We start from the raw sequence: 25,539 nt of genomic DNA, 5'->3' as shown, positions 1-25,539 counted from the left end.
TTTATTTTTTGTCTGAAACTGTTAGTTGTTTTCTTCCTTTTGCTCTTCTAGCCTTTAAAACTTTTCTTCCATTTTTAGTTTGCATGCGAGCAAAAAAACCATGAACTTTAATGTGTTTACGTTTTTTTGGTTGATATGTTCTTTTCATAAAAAGCTCCTTTATTTGTTTTTATTTGAAAATAATTTTCAAGCTGATGTTTAAAATTATGTATTATTATTTTATCAAACAAAACAATAATATTAATAATATTATCTTATTTAGTTATGGCTAGCTTCAAATTATTAACAATAAACAATTCTTATTTTAATTTATTTGCTTAAAAAATGCCCAAAAATTTTAAAAATTCTAAAATTTTTGACATCCGTTATTTATTTACATTTTAAAAATGTTATTAAATAAAAAAATATCTTGTATTAAGTATTTTTTTTATTAAAAAATGTAAATAAAAATGTCAATAAAATCAAAATTATTTGCTTTAATGAATAATTATTTACAAAAATAATAATATAAATTTATAATTTAATCTATGACTATGAATTCGACAAGAAAAATTAACCCAAATGCAGATTTAGAAATAAATAATACCTTGCTTCAACAAGAATTCGAATCTACATCAAATGATCCAATTTTATATGATTCATTTTTAACATTAGTTAAAATTATTAAACAAAAAGATAATAAAGTTTTTTTGCATGCGCCTGAAAAAATCAGAGTATTTTTAGAGGCAAATTATAAAGAATATATTTATCGTTGTGTTAATGAAATATATCAAGATGCAAAAGAAATCATTTTTAGTTCTGATAATCTTTTATATAACAATGAGCTCAAAAAAACACAAACAAAAATCAATGTTCAACCAGAATTAACTTTTGAAAATTATACAAAAGGTAAATTTAATGAACAAGCCTTATTAGGTGCTAGAACAGTGATTGAAAATCAACAAGGACAAATTGCATTTAATCCTTTATTTATATATGCATCAAGCGGTTTAGGTAAAACTCACTTATTACATGCAATTGGAAACGAATTAATAAAAAAAGGTAAATCGTGTTTATATATTCAACCTAATATTTTTATAAGACCTATAATTGAACATTTAAAAAATAAAAATCAAGAAGGTATTAACAAAATTATTGATGACTGTTTAAAATATGACTGTTTAATGTTTGATGATGTTCAGGAATTTGGTGGTAAAGAGAACACTTTAAATGTCTTGTTTGCAATTATAAATAATCATATTAGTGAAAATAAACAAATTATTATAAGTGCAGATAAAACACCAAAAGAATTAGGTGGTTTTGAAGAAAGATTTATTACAAGATTCTCAGGTGGAATAACATTTAAAATTAATAATCCAAGTGTAGAAGATATTATTAATATTTTCAAATTTAAAATTGATAAAGAATTAATTGATTCAAATAAATTTGATGATAAAACATATAAATTTTTAGCAAGAAATTTCTCAAACAGCATAAGAAATATTCAAGGAGCCGTTAATAAAATTAAAATTTTTTATATTAATGATAAGAATTTCAGATATGACAGTGAATATATAAAATCAATTTTTAAAGATGTTGGTACAGTAAGTGAATCAGTTACACCTGAAAAAATAGTTGATACAGTATGTAAATATTATGGAATAGAAAGAAAAAAGGTAATTGATAAAAATAGAAGTCAAAACATAGTTAAGGCAAGAAGAGTAAGTATGTGATTAATAAAAGATCTTTTTGATATTCCTTTTAGTGATATTGGAAAAATGTTTAGTGGACAAACCCATAGTTCAGTAATTGCGAGTGTAAATTATATTGATAAACACATAAAAAGTGATTCAACTTTGAGTTTAGCAATTAGTAAAATTAAAGATAATTTAAAGAAAATTTTATAAATTAAGGAGTTATTATGAAATTCAACATTTCTATTCAACAATTAGATAAAGCAATAGATCGTGTATCAAAAGCATTAGATTCTAATCCATATTTGCCTGCCTTAAAAGGCGTTTTAATTGAAGCAACCGATTCAGCTGTGACATTTATTGTGTCAAATACTCAAATCGCAGTAAAACATACAGTTTTAACAACAGGTGCAGATATTGAAACTTTCAATAAAGATGGTTGTGAAATAATTGAATCAGGTACAGCATTAGTTCCTTTAACATTATTTAAAAATATTGTCAAAAAAATTGATGGAATAGTTAAATTAGAAACTGAAAATTCAGTACTAAAAATTAAAACAAATGAAGATAATTTTGAAATAAACTTACTAGATAGTTTTGAGTATCCTGAAACTGAATTTGAACAATATGGAGAAAAAATTGTTTTACCATTTAACACGCTTAAAAGCATTGTAAAAAATGTTTCTTTTGCAGCGGCACAAAACGCAACAAGTGTGATTTTAAACTGTGTTAATATTTCTGCAAAAGATAATGTTTTAGTTGCAATCGCAACTGATGGTTTCCGTTTAGCACGTCAACAAACAGCAATTGAAAATACTGTAGATTTTAATTTTTCTATTCAGTCAAAAACCTTAAAAGATCTTTTAAATTTTGATTTTAAAGGCGACATTAGTATGTTTGTTAGTGAAAATAAAATTCACATTAATTTTGATGGAAGCATTATTCAAACTAAATTAGCAAATTTAGCGTATAAAGACACAGCAAACTCAATTCCAAGACAATTTGAACAAATTTTAACAATTGATAGAAAAAAATTAACAGAATTAATTCAAAAAGCATCACTTTTAAATTCAGATGCTAATTCTAAATTAAGGCTTTCAATTCATAATTCTGTTTTATATGTATCAACAAATCGTGATGAAATAGGAAAGGCAGAAGTTAAGACTACAGAATTTAGTTACAATGATGAATCATTAGATATTTCATTAGTAACTAAAAATTTAACTGAAGCAATTAACGTATTTGACGGTGAAATTAACTTAATGTTTGCAGAAAACAAGCAAAGAATTTTAATAGTTTCAAAAGAAAACAAAAACAACCAACAACTAATAACTCCACAAAGAGGATATTGATAATGATAATAGAAATAACAACAGAAACAATTAAACTTTCACAACTTCTTAAAAAAATAGGTTTAATTGAAACAGGTGGAAGGGCTAAATTTTTTATTGTAGATCATGAAATTATGATTAATGGAAAGCCGGCAGTTTCACGTAATCAACAAATAAATAATGGTGACATTATTTGAATCGATGATGAAGTTTATAAAATAAAAACAATTGCACATTAAAACTAATATTTTGAAACACTGTATTGTATATATGGTGTTTTTAAATTTTATTAGGTCATGATTTGTTAATTTTATGGTAAAATTTTTTTAGATATTTTATTAAATATCATTTTTATAATCGATTATAAAAAATGAGGAGACATATGAAAAAACAAAAGAAAAATCTTTTATTTGTTGGTTCAGCAGCAGCTATTACAGCTGTAGCTGCAACAGCAGCTGCAATTAGTGCATCATGTACTACAGCCGAAAACAACAATGAAGTAAAATTAAGTGTTTCACAAAAAACATTTATGAATTTAAATTCAAGAGTTAATGTTTTAAGAGATACTTTAGAAGATAAGGAAATGTATAAAACAACTTTCGATAATTTAAGAAGACTTATCTATGATGAAAACAAGGCTTACAATAAACTAGATGAAAATCAAACTGATGAAATAAATTCACTTACAGGAAACTATTCATTAAGTTATGATAAATTAGTTGAAGCATTTGCTAAAACATACGAAGAAGTGGAAGTTAAAGAGGCAGAAGAATTAGTAGCAGAATTATCTTCATTACAAAACCAAGAAGTGGCAAATGACTACAAACTAAAAATTCAACAAGCAAAAGAAGCTATTTTTACATATAAAGAATCTACAACAACATTAGATAATAAACCAGCAAGAGTTAGTGCTTTAGTTGAAACAGAAAAGGCTTTATGAAATGCAACAGTTGAAATTAAGAAATTATTAGCTCCTGAAACAGTAGATGCAAAAACAATGTATGAATTTGCACTTGCAACAGCAGAAGCATTAATGAACTACTCAGAAGATAAACAAGGATATGAATCAATTTTTGATGACCTATTCGTAAGAAACTTCTATGCACAAAAAATGGCTCAACCAGGACAAGATTCTGATTACGAAGCAGCATATAACTATTTATGACCTGAAACAAATAATGTACATGGTCCAAAATTCATTCAATTTTACGAAGAAGAAGTTGCTTTCGCAAGAGAACTATTGATTAGAATGAAAACTCCAGAAGATCTTGATGGACGGAAACTAAGAAATGGTTTAGAAATAGCAATTAGAAATTCATCTGATTTATTAGCTGGTGTTAATGTAACACTATTACAAAAAATTAATGGAAAAATTGAATTAGATGACATGTTAAAATATGCACAAGCCTATCAAGACGCAAAAGAAGCAAGAATTCGCGCAGAACTACTTAGAAAAGCAAAAGAAGCTTATGATGCTAAACTTGCTGAAGTTTCACAAATGGAAACTTTACTTGCAGATCCAAAATATGCAACAATTTTAAAAGAATTACAAGATTCAAAAACTGCTGAAACTACACCAGTTTCTGAAAAAGAAGCAAATAACACAATTGAACCAACTGATTACAACAACGCAGTTGCAAAATTAGAAGAAGCTCTTGCAAAAGCAAAACAAGATAAAAAAGCGCAAGATGCTTTAGAAGCAGCTAAAACCGCATATGAAACAAAATTAGCAGAAGTAAAAGATTACAGTACAAATACATTAACTGGAACAGATTATGAAGCTGTTAAAACAACACTTGATGATGAAACAAAAACAGTTGAAGATAGAGTTAATGCAGAAGAAACAAAAACAGTTGAACTATACAATACAGCTGTAACTGATTTAACTACAGCATTAGAAAAAGCAAAAGCTGAAAAAGCAAAAATTGATGCTAAAAAAGCTTATGAAACATTAAAAACTACTGCAAATGAATTACTTACAGAACTTAAAAAAGAACCTAAATATAAAGAAATTTCAGATGCTTTAGAAACAGCAATTGGAAATGCTAAAACAGAAGCAGATAAAAATACAACTGATGATTATGTAAATGCTAAAGACATATTAGATAAAGCAATTACAAAAGCAACAGAAGATAGAGATAATTATGAATTAAATCAAGCTAAAAAAGCTTATGAAGCAAAAGTTGCTGAAGCTAATGGAATTAATTTAGATGGTTATCCAAAAACAAAAGCTAACTTAACAGCTAAATTAGCAGAAATAGATAATGGTTTAGAAAATCCAAGAACTGTAGAATCATATAAGGCAGCAACTAAATTGGTTGAAGATGAAATTGCTAGCTTAGATTTAGCAAAAGCAAAAGAAGCTTATGAAACAAAATTAGCAGAAGTAAATGCATATAAAGAAACAATTACAGGTTCTGATGCTGCTACTCAATTAGAATCAGAAGTTACTACAATTGATAATGAAGTAAAAGCTGAAGATCCAGTTACTGCAGATACATACGATAACGGAAAAGCTAAATTAGAAACAGCGCTAGAAAAAGCAAAAGTACATCACGAATATACAACTACATTAGCAGCTGTTACAACAGATAAAAATACTTTTGAAGACGGTAAACCTAAAACCGATTATGAAAATGCTATTACAGAAAATACAATCGAAGATACAAGCGCTGCAACAACAGACAAATTTACAGACGCAGTAATAAAATTAAAAGATGCTCAATTAAAAGCACATGAAGCAAGATATGAAGCGGCTAAACAAGCATATGAAAATAAATACACAGATAAACAAGTTAATACCGAACAAAAATATGCAGATGCCAAGTCTAATGAACAAACAAAACAAGAGATCATTGGTAGAACAGAAGTTGACAAACGTACAGTAGAATTATATGATTCAGGAACAACAGATTTCAAAAATTTACTTGCATTATTGGATGCTCAATTATCATTCTTAGATAAATTAAACGGCGTAAAAGAAAAAGCCAACAGTGATATTAAAGATGAAGATATTAAACAAGTTGTATTAGCAGAATTTACAAAAATTCAAGAAGCTGCAAATGCAAATAAAACAGTTGATAACTTTAATACACAAGAACCAAAACTTGATGCAGCTTTATTAAAAGCATTTAAAGATGAATATAACAAAGTAAAAGAAGCTAACTCAACTAAAGCAGCAGAATTTACAGATTCTAAATATGCAAGTGCAATTTCACACAATACATCAGAAATTGCAAAACAAGACGCGATAGTAAACGCTGATGATGCAACAGTAGATCAAGTAAAAAATGCAACAGCTAAAGTTAAAGAATTAACAGAGTTATTATCTGAATACGCAAAATACTTAGATAAATTAGCAGAAGTAGGAGCAGATAAAGATACTTTTGAAGACGGTGATGTTAAGACAGAATACAATGCAGATATTGAAACTGCTAACACTAATGCAACTACCGATATAACAAAAGAAAAATTAACACAAGGAATTAAAGATTTAGAAGCAGCTATGTTAAAAGCAAATAAAGCAAGATATGAAAAATCAAAAGCCGATGCAACTACATATAAAACTGAACTTGAAGGTAAAACAGAAGAATACAAAACAATAAAAGACGAATTCAATAGTAATTTTACTAAAATTACAGGTGATACTGAAACAGAACCAACTACATCTGCTAAATATAAAGCAGGTTATAAAGCTCTTGATTCTTTAGTAACTATAACAAAAGAAAAAGTTGCTAAAAGAGAAAAAGAATTAAACTACATCAATTCATTACAAGAATTTATACGTGCACAAGAAAATTATCTAAATCAAATAAAAACACCTTTAGATGACGAAGAACAACAAAATGCTAAATTACAAGAATTATTGACAACAGCAAGAGAAAAATATGACAACTATGTAGAAGCTGCAAAAGCTTACGGTAAAGAACCAATTCAATGAACAATTGAAAACACAAATTAATTTAATATAAATATATTTAATACAAAATAACACCATTTAATAATTGGTGTTATTTTTTAATAACTACAGATTTGGTTATTTAAAAAAAGCTATGAAATAAAAAACAAAGTAAATTTAAATAAATATATAAGCAGATAAAAAATAAAATTGCAAACGTAAATTACATAAAATTGTATTTAAAATTAAGTTGTCTAGCTTTATGTAGACTCAATATAAATATGTACAAAATAAAATAAATAGTGTTCAAATATAAAAAATACCGATAAAATAACAACGTAAGATTAGATTTTAAAACGCAGATTTTAATTATTAATATTATTTTATTTATATATTTTTTTACTTTGAATAGCAAACTAAAATATTAGCAAATAATTAAGTTATTTTTAAAGAAAGTTAAAATTTATAATAAATATATAAATTACTAATATTAATTATATTAATGTACACAAAAAACTATGGAGATTATTTATGAAAGATAAAAGAATACTAGAAATGTTTTCTGAAAAAACATTTAAAAAACAATTAGCAAGAACAAGAAAATATGAACCAGAAAACGAAAAAGCTTTTGAAATAATTTTCAAAAGATTAGCTAAAATGTAATCCATATTTTGTAATAATTATTCATTACAAGAAATGTTAAACTTAATTTGATATTTTTAATGTTGATAGTATTTAATTAAAATATAAAATAAAAAACCAGGGATTAAACCCTGGTTTATATATTATTTTGGATAAGATTAAGCTTCTTCGATTTCAAAAATTTCATCACCAACTGTTAATTCTTTACCTGGTTCAATTAAAATTTTTGCGATTTTTCCTGTCACTGGTGAAGGGATATCTGTTGTCATTTTATCTGTTTCTACTGAGTATAGGTTATCTCCTTCTTTAACTTCTTGTCCTTCAGTTACATAAACTTCAGCAACTGTTCCTTCGTGTAATCCTTCTCCAACATCTGTAAATTGCATTTTAAACATAATTATAACTCTCCTAATTTTTCTGGGTTTTCAATTAATTCTTTAATACGTGCGTTAAAACGCCCTATATCTGCACCGTCTACTCAACGGTGGTCGGCTGCTACTGTTAAGTACATTGATTTTTTATCAACTATTTCACCATTTTCACGAACTAATTCGTTAAATATAGCTCCAGTTGCTAAAATTCCAATTTCTGGGTAGTTCATAATTGGGTTTCCAAATAAAACTCCAACACTTCCTACGTTTGTAATTGTAAAATCTGCACCTTGCATGTCAGCCATAGTAATTTTTCTTGTTCTTGCTAATTCTGCTAAACGAATAATTTCTTTTTGAATTTCTACTATTGAAAGTTTATCAGCATTTTTTATAACTGGAACAAGTAATCCATGTGGTGTATCAACTGCTATACTAATGTTGATTTGTCCTGGGAATTTAATAACTCCTGCTTCTTCATCAACTTTAGCAGCAAACATTGGGAATTCTGTTAAAGCTATAGTTGTTGCTTTAATAATTCATGATAAGAATGTTAATTTTACACCTTGTTCTTGTAAAACTTTATCTTTAACAGCTAATCTGTGGTTTCATAGTGCTGTAGCATCTGCTTTTTGAACTAATGATGTATAAGCAACACGATCCATTGCATTTTTTAAGTTTTTAGCAATGGCTTTACGGATTCCTGATAATTTAACTTCTTTTGCTTCCATTATTCATTTCCTCCATTAGCTTTTTCTGCTTCTTCTTTTCTTTTTCTTTCAAGAATAGCTTTTTGACGTGGTGTTAAATTACCTTCGTCTTCTGCTTTTGCTTCTTGTTTAGATTCAGTTTTTTTAGTTTTGCTAAAAGCTGAAAAATCTAATAAGTCATTTGAAACTTTTAATGTTCCAACAACGGCAGGAGCTCCTTCTTCTTCCGGAGCATTGGCGTTTTTTACATCTTTTGGATCTAGCATAAAATCCTCCTTTATGTTAATTTGTTTAATATTTCTATTTATCTATTTTATACTTTTATATAAAAAATTATAAACAAAAAGCAATTTTTTAATTTAAAAATACTAAAAAAATCGCTTTTTTGATTTTTATTTTTTCTTTTTTATTTTTATTAATTACTTAATTATAATTATATATTTTTTGACACACAAAATATATAAAATACTTTTATAATATACATTTTATTATGATATAATAAAGTTACCTATATCAAGAGGTTACCCCTTGTGGGTAGCCTTTTTCAATGGAGGTAATTATGAACATTATTGAAGAAATTTTAAATAAATTTACTAATCAAGTTAGTCAATGCAAATGACTAAATACTCCAGAGGGAAGATTTTTGAGTATAGAATTAAATACTCATGATCTTAATGAAGTAACTTTAATTACAAAAGAAATAAACAATTTTATTGATGAAATTGATACTGAATCAAACTATTATTTAGATATATTTTCAAAAGGTGTTGATTTGGAAATATCTTTAAATGAAATTAATGATTATGTTGATAAAAAAATTGAAATAACATTAAAAGAACCATATAAAGATAAAAAAGTAATTCAAATTATTTTTAAAGAAGAAAAAGACGATGAATTATTTGGAAGAATCAATAACAAAGGTCAATTTCAAAAAATATTTATAAAAAAAGAGAACATACATAAAATACAAAAAGTAATTTTTTAAATTAGGAGACTTATGTCAAACAAATTTTTTGAAGAAATTTTTAACTTATCACAATTAAAAAATATTCCATATGAAGAAGTTAAAAATATGTTTCAAGAGGCTATTACAAAAAACTTTGAAAAGCTTTATGATCAAGATGCTGAGTTAGAATTTATTTTTGATTCAGAAAACCAAATATTTGAATTAATTAACCATTCAAAAATGGTAGTTGAAGATCCCGAAAATGAAGAACAAAAAGATGATTTTATTCCTTGCATTCAAATTGCTTATTCAGATGCTATTAAAATAAATCCAGATGTAGAAATTGAAGATTTAATGAGTGAAAAAGTAGATTTCGAAAAATTCCCTAAAAAAGTATATTCACAAATTCTTTCAACTTTTAACCAATTAACAAGAGAATATGAAAAGAAAAGAACATTTGACAAATATTCACAACTTCAAGGGCAAATTTTACGTGCAAAATTAATTTCAAAAACTGATAAAGGCGCAGTTGTAAGCTTCGAAGATGAAATCGAAGCATTTATGCCACTTAAAAAAGCAAATCAAAAAATTCTTCCTGAAACAGGAACAATGATTGATGTTGTTGTTAAAGAAGTTTTTGAAGATACTAAATTTTATCAAGTTATTGTTTCAAGTTCAGAAACTATTTTATTAGAAAAACTTATTAAAAATGAAATACCTGAATTTGCAACAAATGATATAGAAATAGCAAAAATAGCAAGACTTATTGGAGATAGAGCAAAAATAGCTGTAAGAGCAAGCAATAATAGTTTAATTGATGCTGTTGGTTCAGTTATTGGCGCAAACGGAGAAAGAATAAAAGCAATAGAATCAAAATTACGTGGTGAAAAATTAGAAATTATTAACTATGACGATGATATCAAAAAATTTATTATAAACTCTCTTGCTCCCGCTAGAGTAATTGATGTAATTTTAAATACAAATTCTGAAGCTGCAAATTCATTTGATGTTATAGTTCCTGATCGTCAACATACACTAGCGATCGGTAAAAAAGGAAATAATGTAGTTTTAGCTGTTGAATTAACATCTGCAAAAATAAACGTTTTAAGTTATTCAGAAGCATTAGCCAAAAATATGGCATTTGGTTGAAATGGAAACATTACTCAACAAGAAGTTGAACTTTTAGAACAAGGTCAAAGATTAAAACATCAACAACCAAAAAAACCAAATCAACGCAAACAAAACAACAATTTTGATTTCAATTCTTTATTTGAACAAGACCTTCAAAAATTCAAATCAGAATTTGAAATAGAGGATGCTAAACTTTTTGAAAGCAGAGTTTTTGATTCACAAAATTCAAATTCTACTTTTAATATAGATAAAGAATTAGAAGAAGCTATTAAACAAACAAAATTTATGGATGAAGAAGCTATTGATGTTTTAGATGATAATGTTGATGCTGATGAACCTTATTCAAAATCATATAAAGAAGATTACGAACAAATAGCTAAAACAAAATTAAGTGATTTCCACGAAGATAAAGACTTAATAAAAGGAATTGAAGACTTAGATTTAGACGATATCAAGTGAGATGAAGAATAATCAATGTCAAAACCAATAAAATACAGAAAAAACTGCGTAAATGGATTAACTTATCATCAAGATAAAATGATTCGTTTTGCAAAAATAAATAAAAATATATATTTTGATCCACAACACAAATTAGGCGGACGTGGTAGCTGATGTCTCAACGATCAAAACAACATTGATATATTTTTTAAAAGACGACTTTTAAATAAAGCTTTTAAAATGAATATTGATGCTGAAACATATAAAAAATTAGAAGAAGAGGTGAGAATATGGCAAAAAAATCAAATAGAAAGTCAAATATAAATGATATTAAAACTCATTTAGAAAAATCAGAAGTTAAATTAGAAGATGGTATTTTCCATTTTACAGGACCTATGACCATTAATGAGTTCAGTAAAAGAATAACAAAAAGTTCAAATGAAGTAATTACATACTTTTTCAAAAAAGGAATTTTGAAAAATATTAATACAACATTAAATGAAGAAGAAATAGCTGAACTATGTTTAGAATTCGGATTAGATTTTGTAAAAAGTGATAACGTTAATGCTCAAAACGTTGTTGATAGTTTAATTATCGATACAGAAAATGAAAAATTAGAAGCAAGACCAGCGATAGTTACAATCATGGGTCATGTTGATCATGGTAAAACAACTTTAATTGACAAAATAAGAAAAAGTGACGTTATTTCAAGTGAATTTGGTGGTATTACTCAACATACAGGAGCTTATCAAGTTAAATATGATAATAAATCTATTACCTTTTTAGATACTCCTGGTCATGAAGCATTTACTGAAATGCGTTCAAGAGGTGCAAAAGTAACTGATATAGTTATTTTAGTTGTTGCAGCAGATGATGGTGTTAAACCACAAACAATTGAAGCAATTGATCATTCAAAGGCAGCTGGTGTACCTATTATTGTTTTTGTTAATAAAATGGACAAACCAAATACAGATGTAGAAAAATTAAAAAGCCAACTTTCTGAAGTTGATGTTATCAGTGAAGAATGAGGTGGGGACGTACAATTTGTTTATGGTTCTGCTTTAACTGGTGATGGTTTAGAACAATTATTTGAAGCTATTTTCTTACAAGCAGAAATGTTAGATTTAAAAGCTGTTTGAAACCGAGAAGCAATTGGTACAATCATTGAATCTAGACTAGATAAAGGAAAAGGTGTTGTAGCAACTTTAATAGTGGAAAATGGAACATTATTACCTCGTGATTTTATTGTTGCAGGTAGTCAATATGGAAAAATTAGAAGTTTAACTGATACTGAAGGTAACGATATTGAATTTGCAACTCCTGGAATGCCTTGTGTTATTACAGGTTTAAATTCAAACCCTCAATCTGGAGATAAATTTGTAGGAATAAGTGACGAAAAATTTGCAAAAAAATTAGCAGAAGAAAAGAAATTCCTTGACAAACAAAAAGAATTAAATGAAAAAAATATTCAATTAACAAATATAAATGAAGAAACCAAAGTTATAAATGTAATTATTAAAACAGACGTACAAGGTACAGCTGAAGCAATAAAAAATACATTGTTAAATTTAACAAATGATGAGGTTTCAATAAAAATTATTAGAGCAACTAATGGAGATGTTACAAAAGCTGACGTTGCTTTAGCAAGTACTTGTCAAGCACTTATTTATGGATTTAATGTTAATATAAATGAATCAGTTAAAAGTTATGCTGATTCAAAAAATATAATGTTCAAAAATTACAATGTTATTTATAAAATTGTTGAAGAATTAACCCAAAAAATGAAAGGGTTTAAAGAACCTGTATATGAAGAAGTTCAAATTGCTGAAGCAGTTGTTTTACAAATTTTCTTCTATTCAAAAGTAGGTCAAATAGCAGGAGCTAAAGTCGTTAGTGGTAAAGTTAAAGCTAATGCTAAAGTTGAAGTTATAAGAAGAAACAAAGTAGTTTATAAAGGTGTGATTGACTCTTTAAAAAGAGAAAAAAATGATGCAAAATCAGTAGATAATGGTTTTGAATTTGGTACACACATTAAAGATTTTGATAATATACAAGTTGATGATATTTTAAGATTTTATGAGGATGTATTAGTAGAAGATGAATAATATAAAACATGAACGTAAAGCAAGTTTATTTACACAATTATTATCAAATGCTTTATACGATTTAAAAGATTTTGATGTTACAAATGTAGCAATAAATGATATTGAATTATCAAATGATGATTCACACGCTAAAGTATATGTAACAATTTTCAAAGATAAGGAAAGATATTTTAATAAATTAGTAAATATGTCGCCTTTTTTAAGAAGTGTTATTTCTAAAAGTTGAAAATACCATAGATTACCTGAAATTCACTTTACAATTGATAAATTGGAAAATCAAGCCCAAAGAATCGAAAATATTCTTAAAAAAATAAAAGATGAAAACTAATGATAAATTTGATGCAATTGTAATTGGTGGTGGACATGCAGGTGTTGAAGCTGTTTATGCTTTAGCAAAAAGAAATTTAAAAGTAGCATTAGTTACTTTAGATAAAACCAAGTTAGCAATGATGCCATGTAATCCATCTATTGGTGGTAGTGCAAAAGGAATAATCACCCGCGAAATAGATGAATTAGGTGGTGTACAAGGATTATTTGCAGATAAAGCAATGATTCAAATAAAAGTTCTTAACACTTCAAAAGGACCAGCAGTTTGAAGTTTAAGAGCACAAATAGATAAAGATGAATATTGTCGATTAATTTTAGAAGATATAGTAAAACAAAAAGACATTACTTTAATTGAAGATCTTGTTTTAGATTTAATTGTAGAAGATAAAACCATAAAAGGTATAAAAACAGAAAACAATGGATTATTATATGCAAATGCTGTTGTAATGACAACTGGTGTATATATGAATTCAAGAATTTTACAAGGTGAAGATGTAAAACAATCAGGTCCTAACGGTCAAAGAACAGATGTAAATTTATCTAAAAATTTAGAAAAATATGGTTTTACATTACAAAGATTAAAAACAGGAACTCCTTGTCGTATTTATACTGATTCAATCGATTTTAGCCAAGTTGAACAAGAAACTTTAGATAAAAATTTACTTTCTTTTTCTTCAAGAAGTGGAATAGTTTTAGATGAACAAACATCTTGTTGATTAACACATACAACAGCTGAAACTAGAGAAATAGTTTTAAAAAATTTAAATCGTTCAAGTATGTATAGTGGACTTATTGTTGGTACAGGTCCAAGATATTGTCCATCTTTTGAAGATAAAATAGTACGTTTTAAAGAAAAAATTTCACACCACATATTTTTTGAACCTGAAACAAAAAAAGGTGATGTGATGTATATAAACGGTTTAAGTACTTCAATGCCTGTAGAGGTTCAAGATCAAATGATAAGAACTATTCCAGGTCTTCAAAATGCAAGAGTACAAAAATATGGTTATGCAATCGAATATGATGCAATAAACCCACTTGATTTAAAAAGAAACTTAGAAACTAAATGAATTAAAGGGTTCTTTAGTGCTGGGCAACCAAATGGTACAAGTGGATATGAAGAAGCTGCTGCACAAGGTATTGTAGCAGGAATTAACGCAGCAAACTACTTACAAAATAAAGAACCTCTATATTTAGATAGAAGTGATTCGTATATTGGTGTGTTAATTGATGATTTAGTTACAAAAGGAACTGCTGAACCTTATCGTATGCTAACAAGTAGAGCTGAATATCGTTTATTATTAAGAAATGATAATGTTGATCAAAGAATCTCAAAATATGCATATGATAATAATATGATTACAGAAGAAGAATATAATAAAATTCAAGAAAAATATAAACAAATTAATGACAAAATTGAAGAATTTAAAAACAAATTTGTTGGTTCAACTAGTGAGCTAGGTAAAAAATATAATGTTGAACACGGAATTAGTTATTTAAAATTATTAGCAAGACCAGATGTAAATCCACGTGATTTAGTTGATGAAGATTTTAAATATTTTGATGAATTAGCAATCAATGTTAGATTATATGGTTATATTGAAAAACAATTAAATCAAGCAGCTAAAATGAAAAGATTAGAAAGTCTAAATATTCCTGAAAACATTGATTATTTTGAAGTTGAAAATTTAGCATACGAAGCTAAAGAAAAATTATCAAAAATTAGACCAACTACAATTGGTCAAGCTTCAAGAATAAGTGGAATTAACCCAGCTGATATTCAAATGTTAATGTTTTATATGGATCAAAGAAAAAAATAATGAAATTAAATTTAATTGCAGTAGGAAGTCTAACAAGTGACTTTCAAAATCTCTTTGATTCTTATTTAAAAAAGTTAAAATTTTTAGCAGATGTTAATGTCATAGAAATAAAAGAAATTAATGAACAAAACATTGAATTAAAAAAACAAAAAGAAACAGAAAATATTTTAAAAAAAATTCCTAAAAATTCATTAGTTTATTATTTTGGATTAAATGGAAAAGAATATTCTTCAGAGCAATTTAGCGAATTAATAACTCACACAGATAACATTACTTTTATAATTGGTGGTTCAAATGGTGTTGTTGAAGAACATTTTAACAATCAAATTAGATTTTCCAAAATGACATTTCCGCATCAGTTATTTAGAGTGATGGCAATTGAACAAATTTACCGAGCACATGCTATAAAAAATAATATTAAGTATCACAAGTAAGGACAAATTATGAAAGCAGGAATTGTTGGATTACCGAATGTAGGAAAAAGTACATTATTTAATGCTTTAACTTTAAATGAAGTAGAAGCTAATAACTATGCATTTACTACAATTGAACCAAATATTGCAAACGTTAAGTTAAACGACATTAGATTAGAAAAATTAGCAAAACTAAATAATACAAAAAAAATAGTACATGCAACTTTTAATTTTGTTGACATTGCAGGACTTGTTAAAGGTGCTTCAAAAGGTGAAGGTTTAGGAAATAAATTTCTTGCAAACATTAGAGAAGTTGACAGTATAATTCATGTAATTAGATGTTTTGAAGATAATAACATTGTTCATGTTAATAATAAAATTGACCCACTTGATGATCTTCAAACTATTAATTTAGAACTAATATTAGCTGATTTACAAACAATCGAAAATGTTATTAATAGAATATCAAAACGCGCAAAAGCAACAAATGATAAAGAACTTTTAAAAGAATTAGAAATTGCAAACAAATTAAAAATAATTTTAGAAAATGAACGTTCAGCTCGAGAAGTAGAATTAAGTGACGAAGAAAAAGATATTGTAAAATCTTGACAATTACTTTCACTTAAACCAATTATTTATGTAGCAAATTTAAAACAAGATGATTTAGAAAATTTAGATAATAATGTTCATTTTCAAAATTTAAAAAATCATTTACAGCAAACAAATGATATTTTAATTCCTATTTGTATTTCTTTAGAATATGAATTATCAAAATTTGAAGCAGAAGAAAAACAAGAGTTTTTAAAAGAATATGGTTTAGAATATAGTGGTTTAGATACTTTAATTCGAAAAAGTTTTTATTTATTAGATCAAAAAACTTATTTTACAGCAGGTGAAATAGAAACCCGTGCATGAGTTTTTAAAAATGGTCAAACTGCTAGTCAATGTGCCGGGATAATTCATACTGATTTTGAAAAGAAATTTGTAAAAGCTGAAGTAATTAGTTACGAAGATTATATTAATTATGGAGGTGAAAAACAAGCTCATGAAGCTGGAAAAATGCGTCTTGAAGGTAAAAATTATATTATGCAAGACGGCGATGTGTGTTACTTTAAAATAGCAAAATAATTTGCTATTATTATAGGAGATTAGTTTAATGGCAAAACTAAGGACTCCAAACCCTTCGTTACAGGTTCGAATCCTGTATCTCCTGCCAAATCTACAATAGACCAAAAAACACCTAATACAGTTTATGTACTAGGTGTTTTTAATATTAAAAAAATAAATAAAAAAGAGCAATGCTCTTTTTTGGACACTAAATGAAATGGTACGCCCTAGAGGATTCGAACCTCTGACCCAATGGTTAAAAGCCATTTGCTCTACCTGCTGAGCTAAGGGCGCACATTATGGTGCCCGGAACTGGACTTGAACCAGCACGATGTTGCCACCGAGGGATTTTAAGTCCCTTGCGTCTACCATTTCCGCCATCCGGGCATTTTTTGTTTGCTTTAATATTATACATAAAAATATTAAAAAATATAAAAAAAAATAAAAAATATAAAATGTTTGTTTTGTTATACAAAAATCTATATTTTTTATGATGCTAAAATATGTAAATTTTTCTTATTTTGTGTTGTTTAAAAACATTCTAGCATATTGATCTTCTTTTGTTTCGTGAGTTAAGTTATTAAAAGCAATAATTATTTGTGGAATTAAATTGTAAAATTCATAAGTTTTATCTAATGTTTGGTTTTTATATTCATTTTCGATAAAATCTGCAATTTCTTTGTAAGAAATTATTTTATAAATATTTTTCATTTTAGGATCTAATTTTTCAATTTCATTTTTAATTTCTAAAATTCTAAAATTTGGTGCAATTATAAAAAATAATGGTTCATATTCGCTATCTACTTTATTTGCTCATTTGTAATAGGTGGATAATTGAGTTATTTTATCTTCAGAATTTATACCATTTAATCCACTACGTATTTTATTTTCAATAATTATATTTTGTTTAGAACCTCTTGCATAAATATCTAATCGTCCATTTTCTACTACATATTCTTTAAATACTTCATAGTCACTATTTTTATCAAATATTTTTTTATCTTGAAAAGTTATACAAAACTTTTTAATTAAATCTTTGAAACTTAAAATACTATAAAACATATTTGTAAAAGCTTGTTCGTTATCTTGAAAAGCAATTAAATCTAAAAATGTTGTTTGCTTTTTTAAGGACCTTATATTATCTTCTTTTACAGTTTTTGGATTAAATTCAATAAGTTTTTTATTTTCAATAGATGTTAAAATTAAGTTGTTTACAAACTCATAATCATTTTTATTTTTATCATCAAATAAATAACCTTTATTTCTTTGAAAATTATATATTAAATTTGAAACTGGAATTTCCTCATTTGCTTTATATATTTTTTTAGCTTTAAATGTAAGATATAAAGAATCATTATCCTTGTAAATTTCATATAAATATTTACCATTATAAACAATTTTTCTTTCTTGCATAAATTGTTTTAATGCTTTTTGAGCGCATTTAAAATTTTCATATCTATGATATTGTTCAGTATTATCGCTTGAGTTATTAGATTTTTTAGATACTGTGTGAAATCTGTGTATTTTTTCTTCTAGTTCAACTACATAAAGAATGTTAAAATTATTATTTTTAAGTCCGCTAGTTAAAACTAAATATTTAGCTAAGTATTTTTCCTTTTTTCATTGTCTTAAATTTTTTGTCCCTTCTACTCAAATGTCATCTGGACAAACACCTCAAGGATTGTTATATACATAATATTCATTATTATCTGTGAGCAAAAAGTCAATTATTTCATGTCCTATGTTTCCTTTTTGGTCTAATCAATCACCTAGAAATAGTTTATTTAGTAAAATAACATTCCCTTCTATTTTTGCATTATTATTTTTACCTTGTTTTAGTCATCCCCTTCGGTTTAAAAAACTCTCGCAATTTTTTTGCTGTTCTTCACTTATGTTTTCAAGTGTATTATTAGTGTTTATTTTACAAGATTTATTCATAAAATTCCTCTTTAAAATTATTATTTATAAATAATATTAAATCACTTTTTTTAAACTTAAATAGGTTTTTGTTGACTGACATTATAAAATTTAATAAAAAAATAAATAAAAAAAGGTAATACTGACGTATAACCTCAAAAATGGTGCCCGTGACTGGACTCGAACCAGCATGAATTTCTTCGGTTGATTTTGAGTCAACTGTGTCTGCCATTTCACCACACGGGCTTGTAAATAATTATAACAAAATATTTTTTTGTTTTATAATTAAGAAATGAATTTACAAAAAGTTTTTGATTTACAAAGAGATCTAGATGAAAGTTTTTCTAAGAACATTAGTCCTAATGAAACTAATCTACAATTAAAAGTTATTATTGCTTTAATAGTTGAAATTAGTGAATTTGCAAATGAAGTTCAAGAATTTAAATATTGAAAGGTACATAAAAACATTAATCAAGCAGCATTGTTAGAAGAGTATGCAGATGGAATTCACTTTTTAAGTAGCATGTGTGTTGCTCATAATGTCGATTCAAATATAGAACCTATAAAGTTATATGATAATTTTAGTCAACAATTAGCAGAAGTTTATAAAGCATCTACTATATTATTTTCTGAACTAAATGCAAAAAATTTAAAATATGCATATAGCTTATATTTAGGACTAGCACTTACCATTGGATTATCAGAAGATGAGATATTAGATAGTTTTTATAAAAAAAATGAAATTAACTTTCAAAGAGCAAAAAACAAATATTAATTTTATAACTCTGCAACTTGCAGAGTTTTTTAATAAATTTTTCAAAATACTCAAAACATACTGGAAAAATACACAATTTTTACTATTAAATTATTTTTTTTGTAAAATTATTAATAATAAAATTAAGTTTTACAGGAGAATTATGTTTGATAAGCAAAAAAGATTAAAAGAATTAACAGAATTGCAATACAAAGTTACTCAAGAATCTTATACGGAAAAACCTTTTGAAAATGAATATGATCATCATTTTGAAAAAGGTATTTATGTAGATATAGTTGATAAAACACCGTTATTCATTTCAACTGATAAGTATGATTCAGGTTGTGGATGACCTGCTTTTAGTAAACCAATTCAAAATGAATTATTAGTTGAATTAAAAGATACTTCACACAGCATGATAAGAACTGAAGTTAGATCAAAAAATGCCAACTCACATTTAGGTCATGTTTTTAATGACGGAATTAAAGAAAATGGAGGTCTAAGATATTGTATTAATTCGGCTGCATTAGATTTTATTCCTTATGATAAATTAGATGAACACGGTTTATCAGAATATAAAAAACTATTTGATAGGAAATAATTATGAAAAAAGCTATGAAAATTTTATTATTATGTGCTTTCATACCTACAACATTAATAAGTACTTTTAGTAGTTTAAGTTTAAGCACTGATCCTAAAACAAACAACAGTGTTGATTTAATTAAACAACAAAAATTTGATTGAAGACAGATAAATCAAGATATTTTGCCGCCGGTAAGATATCAGAGATTAGATATTTGTTGAGCCTATTCAGCAATTGGTGTTTCAGAAATAAATGTTTTAAAAAATGGATTATACGCATCACCTTCAACATTAGATTTATCGGAAAAAGGTATTGCTTTTTTAACAAGAAATCGTAACTTTAATTCTGATCCATTAGAAAATACAAAATTTGACACAATGGAAAATAAGACACATTGAGCTTCTGGTGGATATGCAATAAGTGCTGGTTACATGTTAATGCAATGAAATTCTTTAATGAATGAAACTTCAGACTTTAAAAAAAATAATTTTGATGTTCCATTTCGTCTAGAAGAATTAATAAAAATAAATAGCCATGATAGAGAAGCTATCAAAAAATACGTAGTAGAAAATGGAGCAGTGGGTTTTGGATTTTCAGCAGGGTATGCTGGAACTTATTATAATTCTAATACTTACCAAGGACCAAAATATGGTCATGCAGCAACGATTATAGGTTGAGATGACTCAATACCAAAAGAAAATTTTGGAGCAGGAACAACGCAAAATGGAGGGTGAATAGTTAAAAATAGTTGAGGGGATCATATTTTAGAAAAAGGTTATATGTATATTTCATATGATGCACCAATTGGGGATATATTTTCATTAAATTATGCAAGTAAAAATAAATATGATAATAATTATTATTATGATGGCTATCTTAGAGATAATATAAATTTAAAAGAAACTAAAGCTATATCTTCATTTGAAGCAAAAGCCGAAACATCAGATTATGAAGAATATTTAAAAGCAGTTAATGTTGGTTTTGAAGGTAAAAATGCTGACGTCACTGTAAATGTTTATTTAAATGATGATAAATCAGAAATTAATCCTCGAGAATATTCAAATAACAATGCACAATTAGTTTCTACTGCAACTAAACATTTTGAAGACGGTGGATTGAGGTTGATAGAGTTACCAGAACAAATTAGACTTAAAAAAGGTCAATATTTTTCAATTGAAGCCAGCGTTCAAAATGCAGATAATACCGCAAGATTAATTTTTTCTGATGAGGGAAAATCAACATTGGATTTATCATACGTTAGACAAAATTCAAAATGAGTAAGCAGTCAAAAGAAATTTGGTGGTGTTGCAAGAATTAAAGCTTTTACAAAACAAATTTATAATAATCAAAAAGAAAAAATAAAAGAAAATGATCTTTCTTTTGCAAATATTTCTCTTAATAATGGTATTCATAGATTAGGGACATACAATGACATAAAACCATCTGTATATATTAATGATAATTTATTAGAAGAATCAAAAGATTATGAATTAAAATACACTGAAATTTTAGATACAGATAAAAGATTTTATTCAGATGACGCTAATGTGGGATATGGAATAATAGAAATAAATGGTTTGGGTAAATATAAAAATACTAAAAATAAAGTTTTTTATACTACCATAGTTGGATTATATCCTCCAGTAAATAATCAAGTTTATACTCAACAAAATTATGATACTAAAAACTTTACAATTAAAGTTCGTAGAGATGTTAAGAATACAGATGAAGTTAATTTTGGTAAAGGTTGAGTTGTTAGTAGAAGTCACAATTTAGATAAAAATGAAACTATAGTTCAATTAAATTATCAAGGAGATGACTCAGATTATTATCGTAGAAGTTCAGCATATGTAAAAATTGTAAAAGATGATAATGTTCAACCAGAAGAAAATCAACATCAAAATTTAGAAATTAATACAAATACTAACACAACAGATGAAACAACTGAAGATAAAAGTTCTAATTCAAAAGATAATTTAGTAGATAATCAAAATAGTGGTTCAGAAAAAACTAACACTGAAAATACAAAAGATCAAGACAATATTTCTTTAAACACTGATAATGGAAATAAAAATGAATCTGAAGAAACTAAAAAAGATATTAATAGCTCACCTAGTCAAAGTCAAGATACTAACACAAACAAAAAGACAAAAAATACACAAGAAAACCCAAATGCTAACAGTAGTTCTTCTAATACTACTGAACCAAAAACACAACCAAATTCACCAAACAATATTTCTAAAGAATCACCAAAAAATACTGATACAAATACTAAATCAACAAAACCTATAAACAACAAAAACCAGTCAGTAAATAATAATACACAAAACATAAATACTATTAAAAAAACAAAAGCAAATATGTATTATCTTTTATTATTAATACCAGCAATTTCAGCAATTGCAACAACTGTAGCAATTTACTTTAGAAAAAAAGCTAAAAAATAATGTTTTAAAATGTGACGCTTTTTAGTCACATTTTTTATTTTTTTAACCTATAAGTTAATTTTTTTAAAATTTAATGAACTTTTTGACGCTTTTTACAAAAAAAAAAAAAAAGAATATCATTTTTGTGAAAAATTAATTTTTTCAAGGAGTTTTTAGATGAAATATAAAAAAATGTTAAGCTTTTCACTATTTGCTGTTACTTTAGCTTCAATTCCTTTTGTGGCTATATCATGCAGCACAACAACTTACAAAACCCAGGTAAAAGAAAGAATACAAAAACTTACTGATAAATATAAAGATGATAAATCAAAATCTTCAATATTAAATACTAGTGTAAGCCCTTTGCTTCAAAAAATAAATGAAATCTCAAAATTTAAAGACTTAACCTATGAATCATATAAAAATATAATAGCTATGTTAGATGCTTTGGAAAAAAGTATAGATAGTACCGAGGTTAAGAATGATTAAAGGGCAATTAAAATTCAATACATATATAACTTTATTTTCAATAAATATTGTAATATGCTTTATATTTATAATCATATCTTCAATTATTATAAATAATACAAAATCAATATTAGCACTTTTGGTATCAAGTGAATCATTTAAAGATTTTGTTTCATTTTTATCAGATGCAATGGGTTCAACAGGTAATACAATTAGGGAATTTCTTCTAGTAGTATCAAGTATATTTCTTGTTCTTTGATTATATGGTTTAATTGAATCAATTTATTGAATTGCAACATTATGCACAAATAATATTTTTATAAATATGCATCATGATCATATTGAATTTAAAAGAGGAATTTTTTCATCAATTAAAAATTACAAATTAGATGAAATACAATATATAAGACCACAAAACAGATTAAATCTTGGAATTACAAGCATAAAAATTAAAAACGTATTTTTACCCAAAAAGTTTTGAATTTCCAATTCAGATGAATTTAAACAACAATTCGATATCTTTAAATTAAATAAATATAACAGTGAAAACAATTTAAACAAACAAGATTAACAAAAAAAGTTGCTAACTAGCAACTTTTATTTTATAATTATTTTCCTAATTTGTGAACTGCTTGACGAGCTGTTTCTCAAATAATTTCATTAAATGTTGGGTGTGGGTGAATTGTATCAGCTAAGTCAAATATTGTTAATTCTTTATCCATTAATAAAGCAATTTCAGCAATCATATCTGTTGAGTTAGCACCAACAATTTCAGCACCTAAAATTTTTCCATTTTCTTTATTTATAACTAATTTAGCAAATCCATAGTCTTTATGTGCAGCAATAGCTTTTCCAACAAAACCATAGTTATATTTAGCTGTGATGTATGGTAATTGTAATTCTTTTGCTTTGTTTTCAGTCATTCCTACATTAGCTATTTCAGGGTCTGTATAAATACATGCTGGAACTGTAGTTGGATTATATGTTATAACTCTTTCTGTTTTGTTTTCTTTTCTTAAGATATCATATACAGCAACTATTGCATGTTTGTAAGCAACGTGAGCTAACATGTTTTGAGCTGTAATATCTCCGATTGCATAAACATTTTCAACGTTTGTTTGTAACATATCGTTAACAAGAATTTCACCTCTTGAACCTAGTTCAACTCCTGTTTCTGAAATAAATCCTGTGTTTGGAACACGGCCAACTGAAGCTAAAACAACGTCAGATTTAATTCTAAATTCTTGTCCATCTTTTTCGTAAACAACTTCATCATTTTCGAATGCTTTTATTGTTGTATTAAATACAAATTCAACACCTTTTGATTTTAAATGTTTTTGTAATTCATCTGTTACATCTTTATCTAATTGAGCAACAACACGATCTAAATTTTGTAGAATTGTAACTTTTGTTCCTGCATTTGCAAATACTTGTGCAAATTCAACTCCGATAACTCCACCGCCAATAATTGTTAATGTTTCTGGTTGTGTAGGATAATTAATTAAACTTGTTGATGTAACAACTTTCCCTAATTTATAAGCTTCTTCAAATCCTGGTAGTGTTAATCTTCTTGAGTGTCCACCCATAGCATAGATCATGTATTTTCCTCTATATACTTTATCATTTGCTTTTACAGTGTGGCTATCTAGGAATTCGGCTGTAGCTTGAATAGCTTCAACTTTTGCCCCTTTCATTAACATTTTTACACCGCTAGTTAATTTATTAACAGTTTTTGATTTTTGTTCATTTAATTTAGTTCAATCTAATTTTGCTGATTCTTTATCATAGCTAAATCCTAATGCTTCTAAACTTCCGTTAGCTACTTTATGAAATTCTTCTGATGCATGTAAAAGAGCTTTAGTTGGAATACATCCAACATTTAAACAAACTCCACCTCAGTATACTTTTTCAATAATTAAGCTTTTTAGTCCATGTTTTCCAGCTTCTTCAGCGGCTAAGTATCCACCGGGACCTGCACCTATTACGATTAAGTCATATTCAGCATCAATTGTTCCATTATATTTACTCATCTTTTCTCCTTAAATTTTCATAAATAATATATTATAAATTATAATATCAAATTAAAAATAAGACTAAAAAAACGGGAAATGATGATATTTACTCAAAAAATTCATTTTTTTATATTTTATTAAATGCAAAAAATAAATTAACTTAATATTTTAAAATTGCAAAGTTTTATATTTATTACTAAATTTAATATCACAATGAAATTTACAATTAAAACTAAAAGTAAAAAAATTAACTTCTAAAAAAATTAAAAAAGCTAAAAATAATATAAATAAAATTACATTTAAAATTAATATCAATAAACACTTAAAGTAATAAATTTTTTTGGAGTTGTAAGTATTAAAAGTATTTTTAAAAGACATTTTGCTAACTTAAATATAATAAAAACTAAAATAAGTAAAGTTAAAAAACTTAGAACAAATTTACAATGTGTTAATTTATCAAAAGCATAAAG

23 protein-coding genes, 4 tRNA genes and 1 pseudogene are annotated in these 25,539 nt (G+C 26.2%); 19 read left to right on the top strand and 9 right to left on the bottom strand.

Annotation, left to right across the window (positions count from 1 at the left end):
• Position 1 precedes the first annotated feature (1 nt).
• Positions 2–148 (bottom strand): 50S ribosomal protein L34, encoded by a 147-nt coding sequence (gene rpmH, locus KQ877_RS01745; RefSeq protein ID WP_171113203.1) that lies wholly within the window; start codon positions 146–148, stop codon positions 2–4.
• 385 nt (positions 149–533) lie between these two features.
• Here rpmH and dnaA point away from each other — a divergent pair, with 385 nt between their 5' ends.
• From dnaA to KQ877_RS04035, 5 genes are all read left to right on the top strand, one after another.
• Positions 534–1,886: a chromosomal replication initiator protein DnaA gene (dnaA, locus tag KQ877_RS01740; RefSeq protein WP_216535857.1), complete on the top strand. Its 1,353-nt coding sequence runs from the start codon at positions 534–536 to the stop codon at positions 1,884–1,886.
• Between the two features lie 14 nt (positions 1,887–1,900).
• Positions 1,901–3,028, top strand: a complete 1,128-nt coding sequence (gene dnaN, locus KQ877_RS01735; protein WP_216488522.1) for a DNA polymerase III subunit beta — start codon at positions 1,901–1,903, stop codon at positions 3,026–3,028.
• Entirely contained in the window at positions 3,028–3,243 is a 216-nt protein-coding gene (locus KQ877_RS01730; RefSeq protein WP_216488524.1) for an RNA-binding S4 domain-containing protein, read from the top strand. The genes dnaN and KQ877_RS01730 overlap by 1 nt, the downstream gene beginning before the upstream one ends.
• Positions 3,244–3,386: 143 nt before the next feature.
• A complete protein-coding gene (locus KQ877_RS01725; protein ID WP_216535856.1) occupies positions 3,387–6,965 on the top strand; it encodes a hypothetical protein in 3,579 nt (1,192 codons plus the stop codon).
• Positions 6,966–7,433: 468 nt separating this feature from the next.
• On the top strand, positions 7,434–7,565 hold the full coding sequence (locus tag KQ877_RS04035) for a hypothetical protein (RefSeq protein ID WP_281492641.1): 132 nt from the start codon (positions 7,434–7,436) through the stop codon (positions 7,563–7,565).
• Positions 7,566–7,708: 143 nt separating this feature from the next.
• On the opposite strand, the pseudogene KQ877_RS01720 reads toward KQ877_RS04035, so the two are convergent.
• From KQ877_RS01720 to KQ877_RS01710, 3 genes and pseudogenes are all read right to left on the bottom strand, one after another.
• A pseudogene (locus KQ877_RS01720) lies at positions 7,709–7,939 on the bottom strand (biotin/lipoyl-containing protein); the annotation flags it as partial.
• 2 nt (positions 7,940–7,941) lie between these two features.
• Entirely contained in the window at positions 7,942–8,643 is a 702-nt protein-coding gene (locus KQ877_RS01715) for a 2-oxo acid dehydrogenase subunit E2 (RefSeq protein ID WP_216535855.1), read from the bottom strand.
• Positions 8,643–8,888, bottom strand: coding sequence for a hypothetical protein (locus KQ877_RS01710; protein ID WP_216488530.1), 246 nt, complete (start codon positions 8,886–8,888; stop codon positions 8,643–8,645). Before KQ877_RS01710 ends, KQ877_RS01715 begins: the two co-directional genes overlap by 1 nt.
• Before the next feature lie 293 nt (positions 8,889–9,181).
• Between KQ877_RS01710 and KQ877_RS01705 the strand changes: the two genes are divergently transcribed.
• The 9 genes from KQ877_RS01705 to KQ877_RS01665 all read left to right on the top strand — a co-directional run bounded on the left by KQ877_RS01705 (position 9,182) and on the right by KQ877_RS01665 (position 17,018).
• Positions 9,182–9,607, top strand: a complete 426-nt coding sequence (locus KQ877_RS01705) for a hypothetical protein (RefSeq protein WP_216535854.1) — start codon at positions 9,182–9,184, stop codon at positions 9,605–9,607.
• A 12-nt stretch (positions 9,608–9,619) separates the two neighbouring features.
• Positions 9,620–11,170, top strand: a complete 1,551-nt coding sequence (gene nusA, locus KQ877_RS01700; protein ID WP_216535853.1) for a transcription termination factor NusA — start codon at positions 9,620–9,622, stop codon at positions 11,168–11,170.
• A gap of 3 nt (positions 11,171–11,173) precedes the next feature.
• Complete coding sequence (locus tag KQ877_RS01695; protein WP_216488536.1) at positions 11,174–11,461, top strand: YlxR family protein; 288 nt, start codon at positions 11,174–11,176, stop codon at positions 11,459–11,461.
• Complete coding sequence (gene infB, locus KQ877_RS01690) at positions 11,428–13,242, top strand: translation initiation factor IF-2 (RefSeq protein ID WP_216535852.1); 1,815 nt, start codon at positions 11,428–11,430, stop codon at positions 13,240–13,242. The genes KQ877_RS01695 and infB overlap by 34 nt, the downstream gene beginning before the upstream one ends.
• Positions 13,235–13,570 carry a 30S ribosome-binding factor RbfA gene (rbfA, locus tag KQ877_RS01685; RefSeq protein ID WP_216488540.1) on the top strand — a complete coding sequence of 112 codons (336 nt, stop codon included), beginning with the start codon at positions 13,235–13,237 and terminating at the stop codon, positions 13,568–13,570. Before infB ends, rbfA begins: the two co-directional genes overlap by 8 nt.
• Complete coding sequence (gene mnmG, locus KQ877_RS01680) at positions 13,560–15,389, top strand: tRNA uridine-5-carboxymethylaminomethyl(34) synthesis enzyme MnmG (protein WP_216535851.1); 1,830 nt, start codon at positions 13,560–13,562, stop codon at positions 15,387–15,389. The genes rbfA and mnmG overlap by 11 nt, the downstream gene beginning before the upstream one ends.
• On the top strand, positions 15,389–15,823 hold the full coding sequence (locus tag KQ877_RS01675) for a 23S rRNA (pseudouridine(1915)-N(3))-methyltransferase RlmH (protein ID WP_216488544.1): 435 nt from the start codon (positions 15,389–15,391) through the stop codon (positions 15,821–15,823). The genes mnmG and KQ877_RS01675 overlap by 1 nt, the downstream gene beginning before the upstream one ends.
• Before the next feature lie 9 nt (positions 15,824–15,832).
• Positions 15,833–16,930, top strand: coding sequence for a redox-regulated ATPase YchF (gene ychF, locus KQ877_RS01670; protein ID WP_216535850.1), 1,098 nt, complete (start codon positions 15,833–15,835; stop codon positions 16,928–16,930).
• Between the two features lie 14 nt (positions 16,931–16,944).
• Positions 16,945–17,018 (top strand) — tRNA-Trp (locus KQ877_RS01665).
• A gap of 109 nt (positions 17,019–17,127) precedes the next feature.
• On the opposite strand, the gene KQ877_RS01660 is transcribed toward KQ877_RS01665, so the two are convergent.
• From KQ877_RS01660 to KQ877_RS01645, 4 genes are all read right to left on the bottom strand, one after another.
• A tRNA-Lys gene (locus KQ877_RS01660) sits at positions 17,128–17,203 on the bottom strand.
• 6 nt (positions 17,204–17,209) lie between these two features.
• Positions 17,210–17,296: transfer RNA gene (locus tag KQ877_RS01655), tRNA-Leu, on the bottom strand.
• 129 nt (positions 17,297–17,425) lie between these two features.
• Positions 17,426–18,847 (bottom strand): PD-(D/E)XK nuclease family protein, encoded by a 1,422-nt coding sequence (locus KQ877_RS01650; RefSeq protein ID WP_216488555.1) that lies wholly within the window; start codon positions 18,845–18,847, stop codon positions 17,426–17,428.
• 141 nt (positions 18,848–18,988) lie between these two features.
• Positions 18,989–19,072, bottom strand: a tRNA-Leu gene (locus KQ877_RS01645).
• A gap of 46 nt (positions 19,073–19,118) precedes the next feature.
• Here KQ877_RS01645 and KQ877_RS01640 point away from each other — a divergent pair.
• From KQ877_RS01640 to KQ877_RS01620, 5 genes are all read left to right on the top strand, one after another.
• Positions 19,119–19,601: a dUTP diphosphatase gene (locus KQ877_RS01640; protein WP_216488557.1), complete on the top strand. Its 483-nt coding sequence runs from the start codon at positions 19,119–19,121 to the stop codon at positions 19,599–19,601.
• A gap of 142 nt (positions 19,602–19,743) precedes the next feature.
• Positions 19,744–20,181 (top strand): peptide-methionine (R)-S-oxide reductase MsrB, encoded by a 438-nt coding sequence (msrB, locus tag KQ877_RS01635; RefSeq protein WP_216488559.1) that lies wholly within the window; start codon positions 19,744–19,746, stop codon positions 20,179–20,181.
• Between the two features lie 2 nt (positions 20,182–20,183).
• Complete coding sequence (locus tag KQ877_RS01630) at positions 20,184–22,610, top strand: C1 family peptidase (RefSeq protein WP_216535849.1); 2,427 nt, start codon at positions 20,184–20,186, stop codon at positions 22,608–22,610.
• A 156-nt stretch (positions 22,611–22,766) separates the two neighbouring features.
• Entirely contained in the window at positions 22,767–23,078 is a 312-nt protein-coding gene (locus KQ877_RS01625; RefSeq protein WP_216535848.1) for a variable surface lipoprotein, read from the top strand.
• Entirely contained in the window at positions 23,071–23,628 is a 558-nt protein-coding gene (locus tag KQ877_RS01620) for a hypothetical protein (protein WP_216535847.1), read from the top strand. Before KQ877_RS01625 ends, KQ877_RS01620 begins: the two co-directional genes overlap by 8 nt.
• A 37-nt stretch (positions 23,629–23,665) precedes the next feature.
• Here KQ877_RS01620 and lpdA read toward each other — a convergent pair whose 3' ends face one another.
• Positions 23,666–25,087, bottom strand: coding sequence for a dihydrolipoyl dehydrogenase (gene lpdA / locus KQ877_RS01615; protein ID WP_216535846.1), 1,422 nt, complete (start codon positions 25,085–25,087; stop codon positions 23,666–23,668).
• Positions 25,088–25,539 lie beyond the last annotated feature (452 nt).

This window comes from Mycoplasma zalophi, from assembly GCF_018914005.1.
Taxonomy (GTDB): domain Bacteria; phylum Bacillota_I; class Bacilli_A; order Mycoplasmatales; family Metamycoplasmataceae; genus Metamycoplasma; species Metamycoplasma zalophi_A.
The sequence above is the reverse complement of the archived record's forward strand: the minus strand, read 5'-3'. Positions and strand labels throughout refer to the sequence as shown.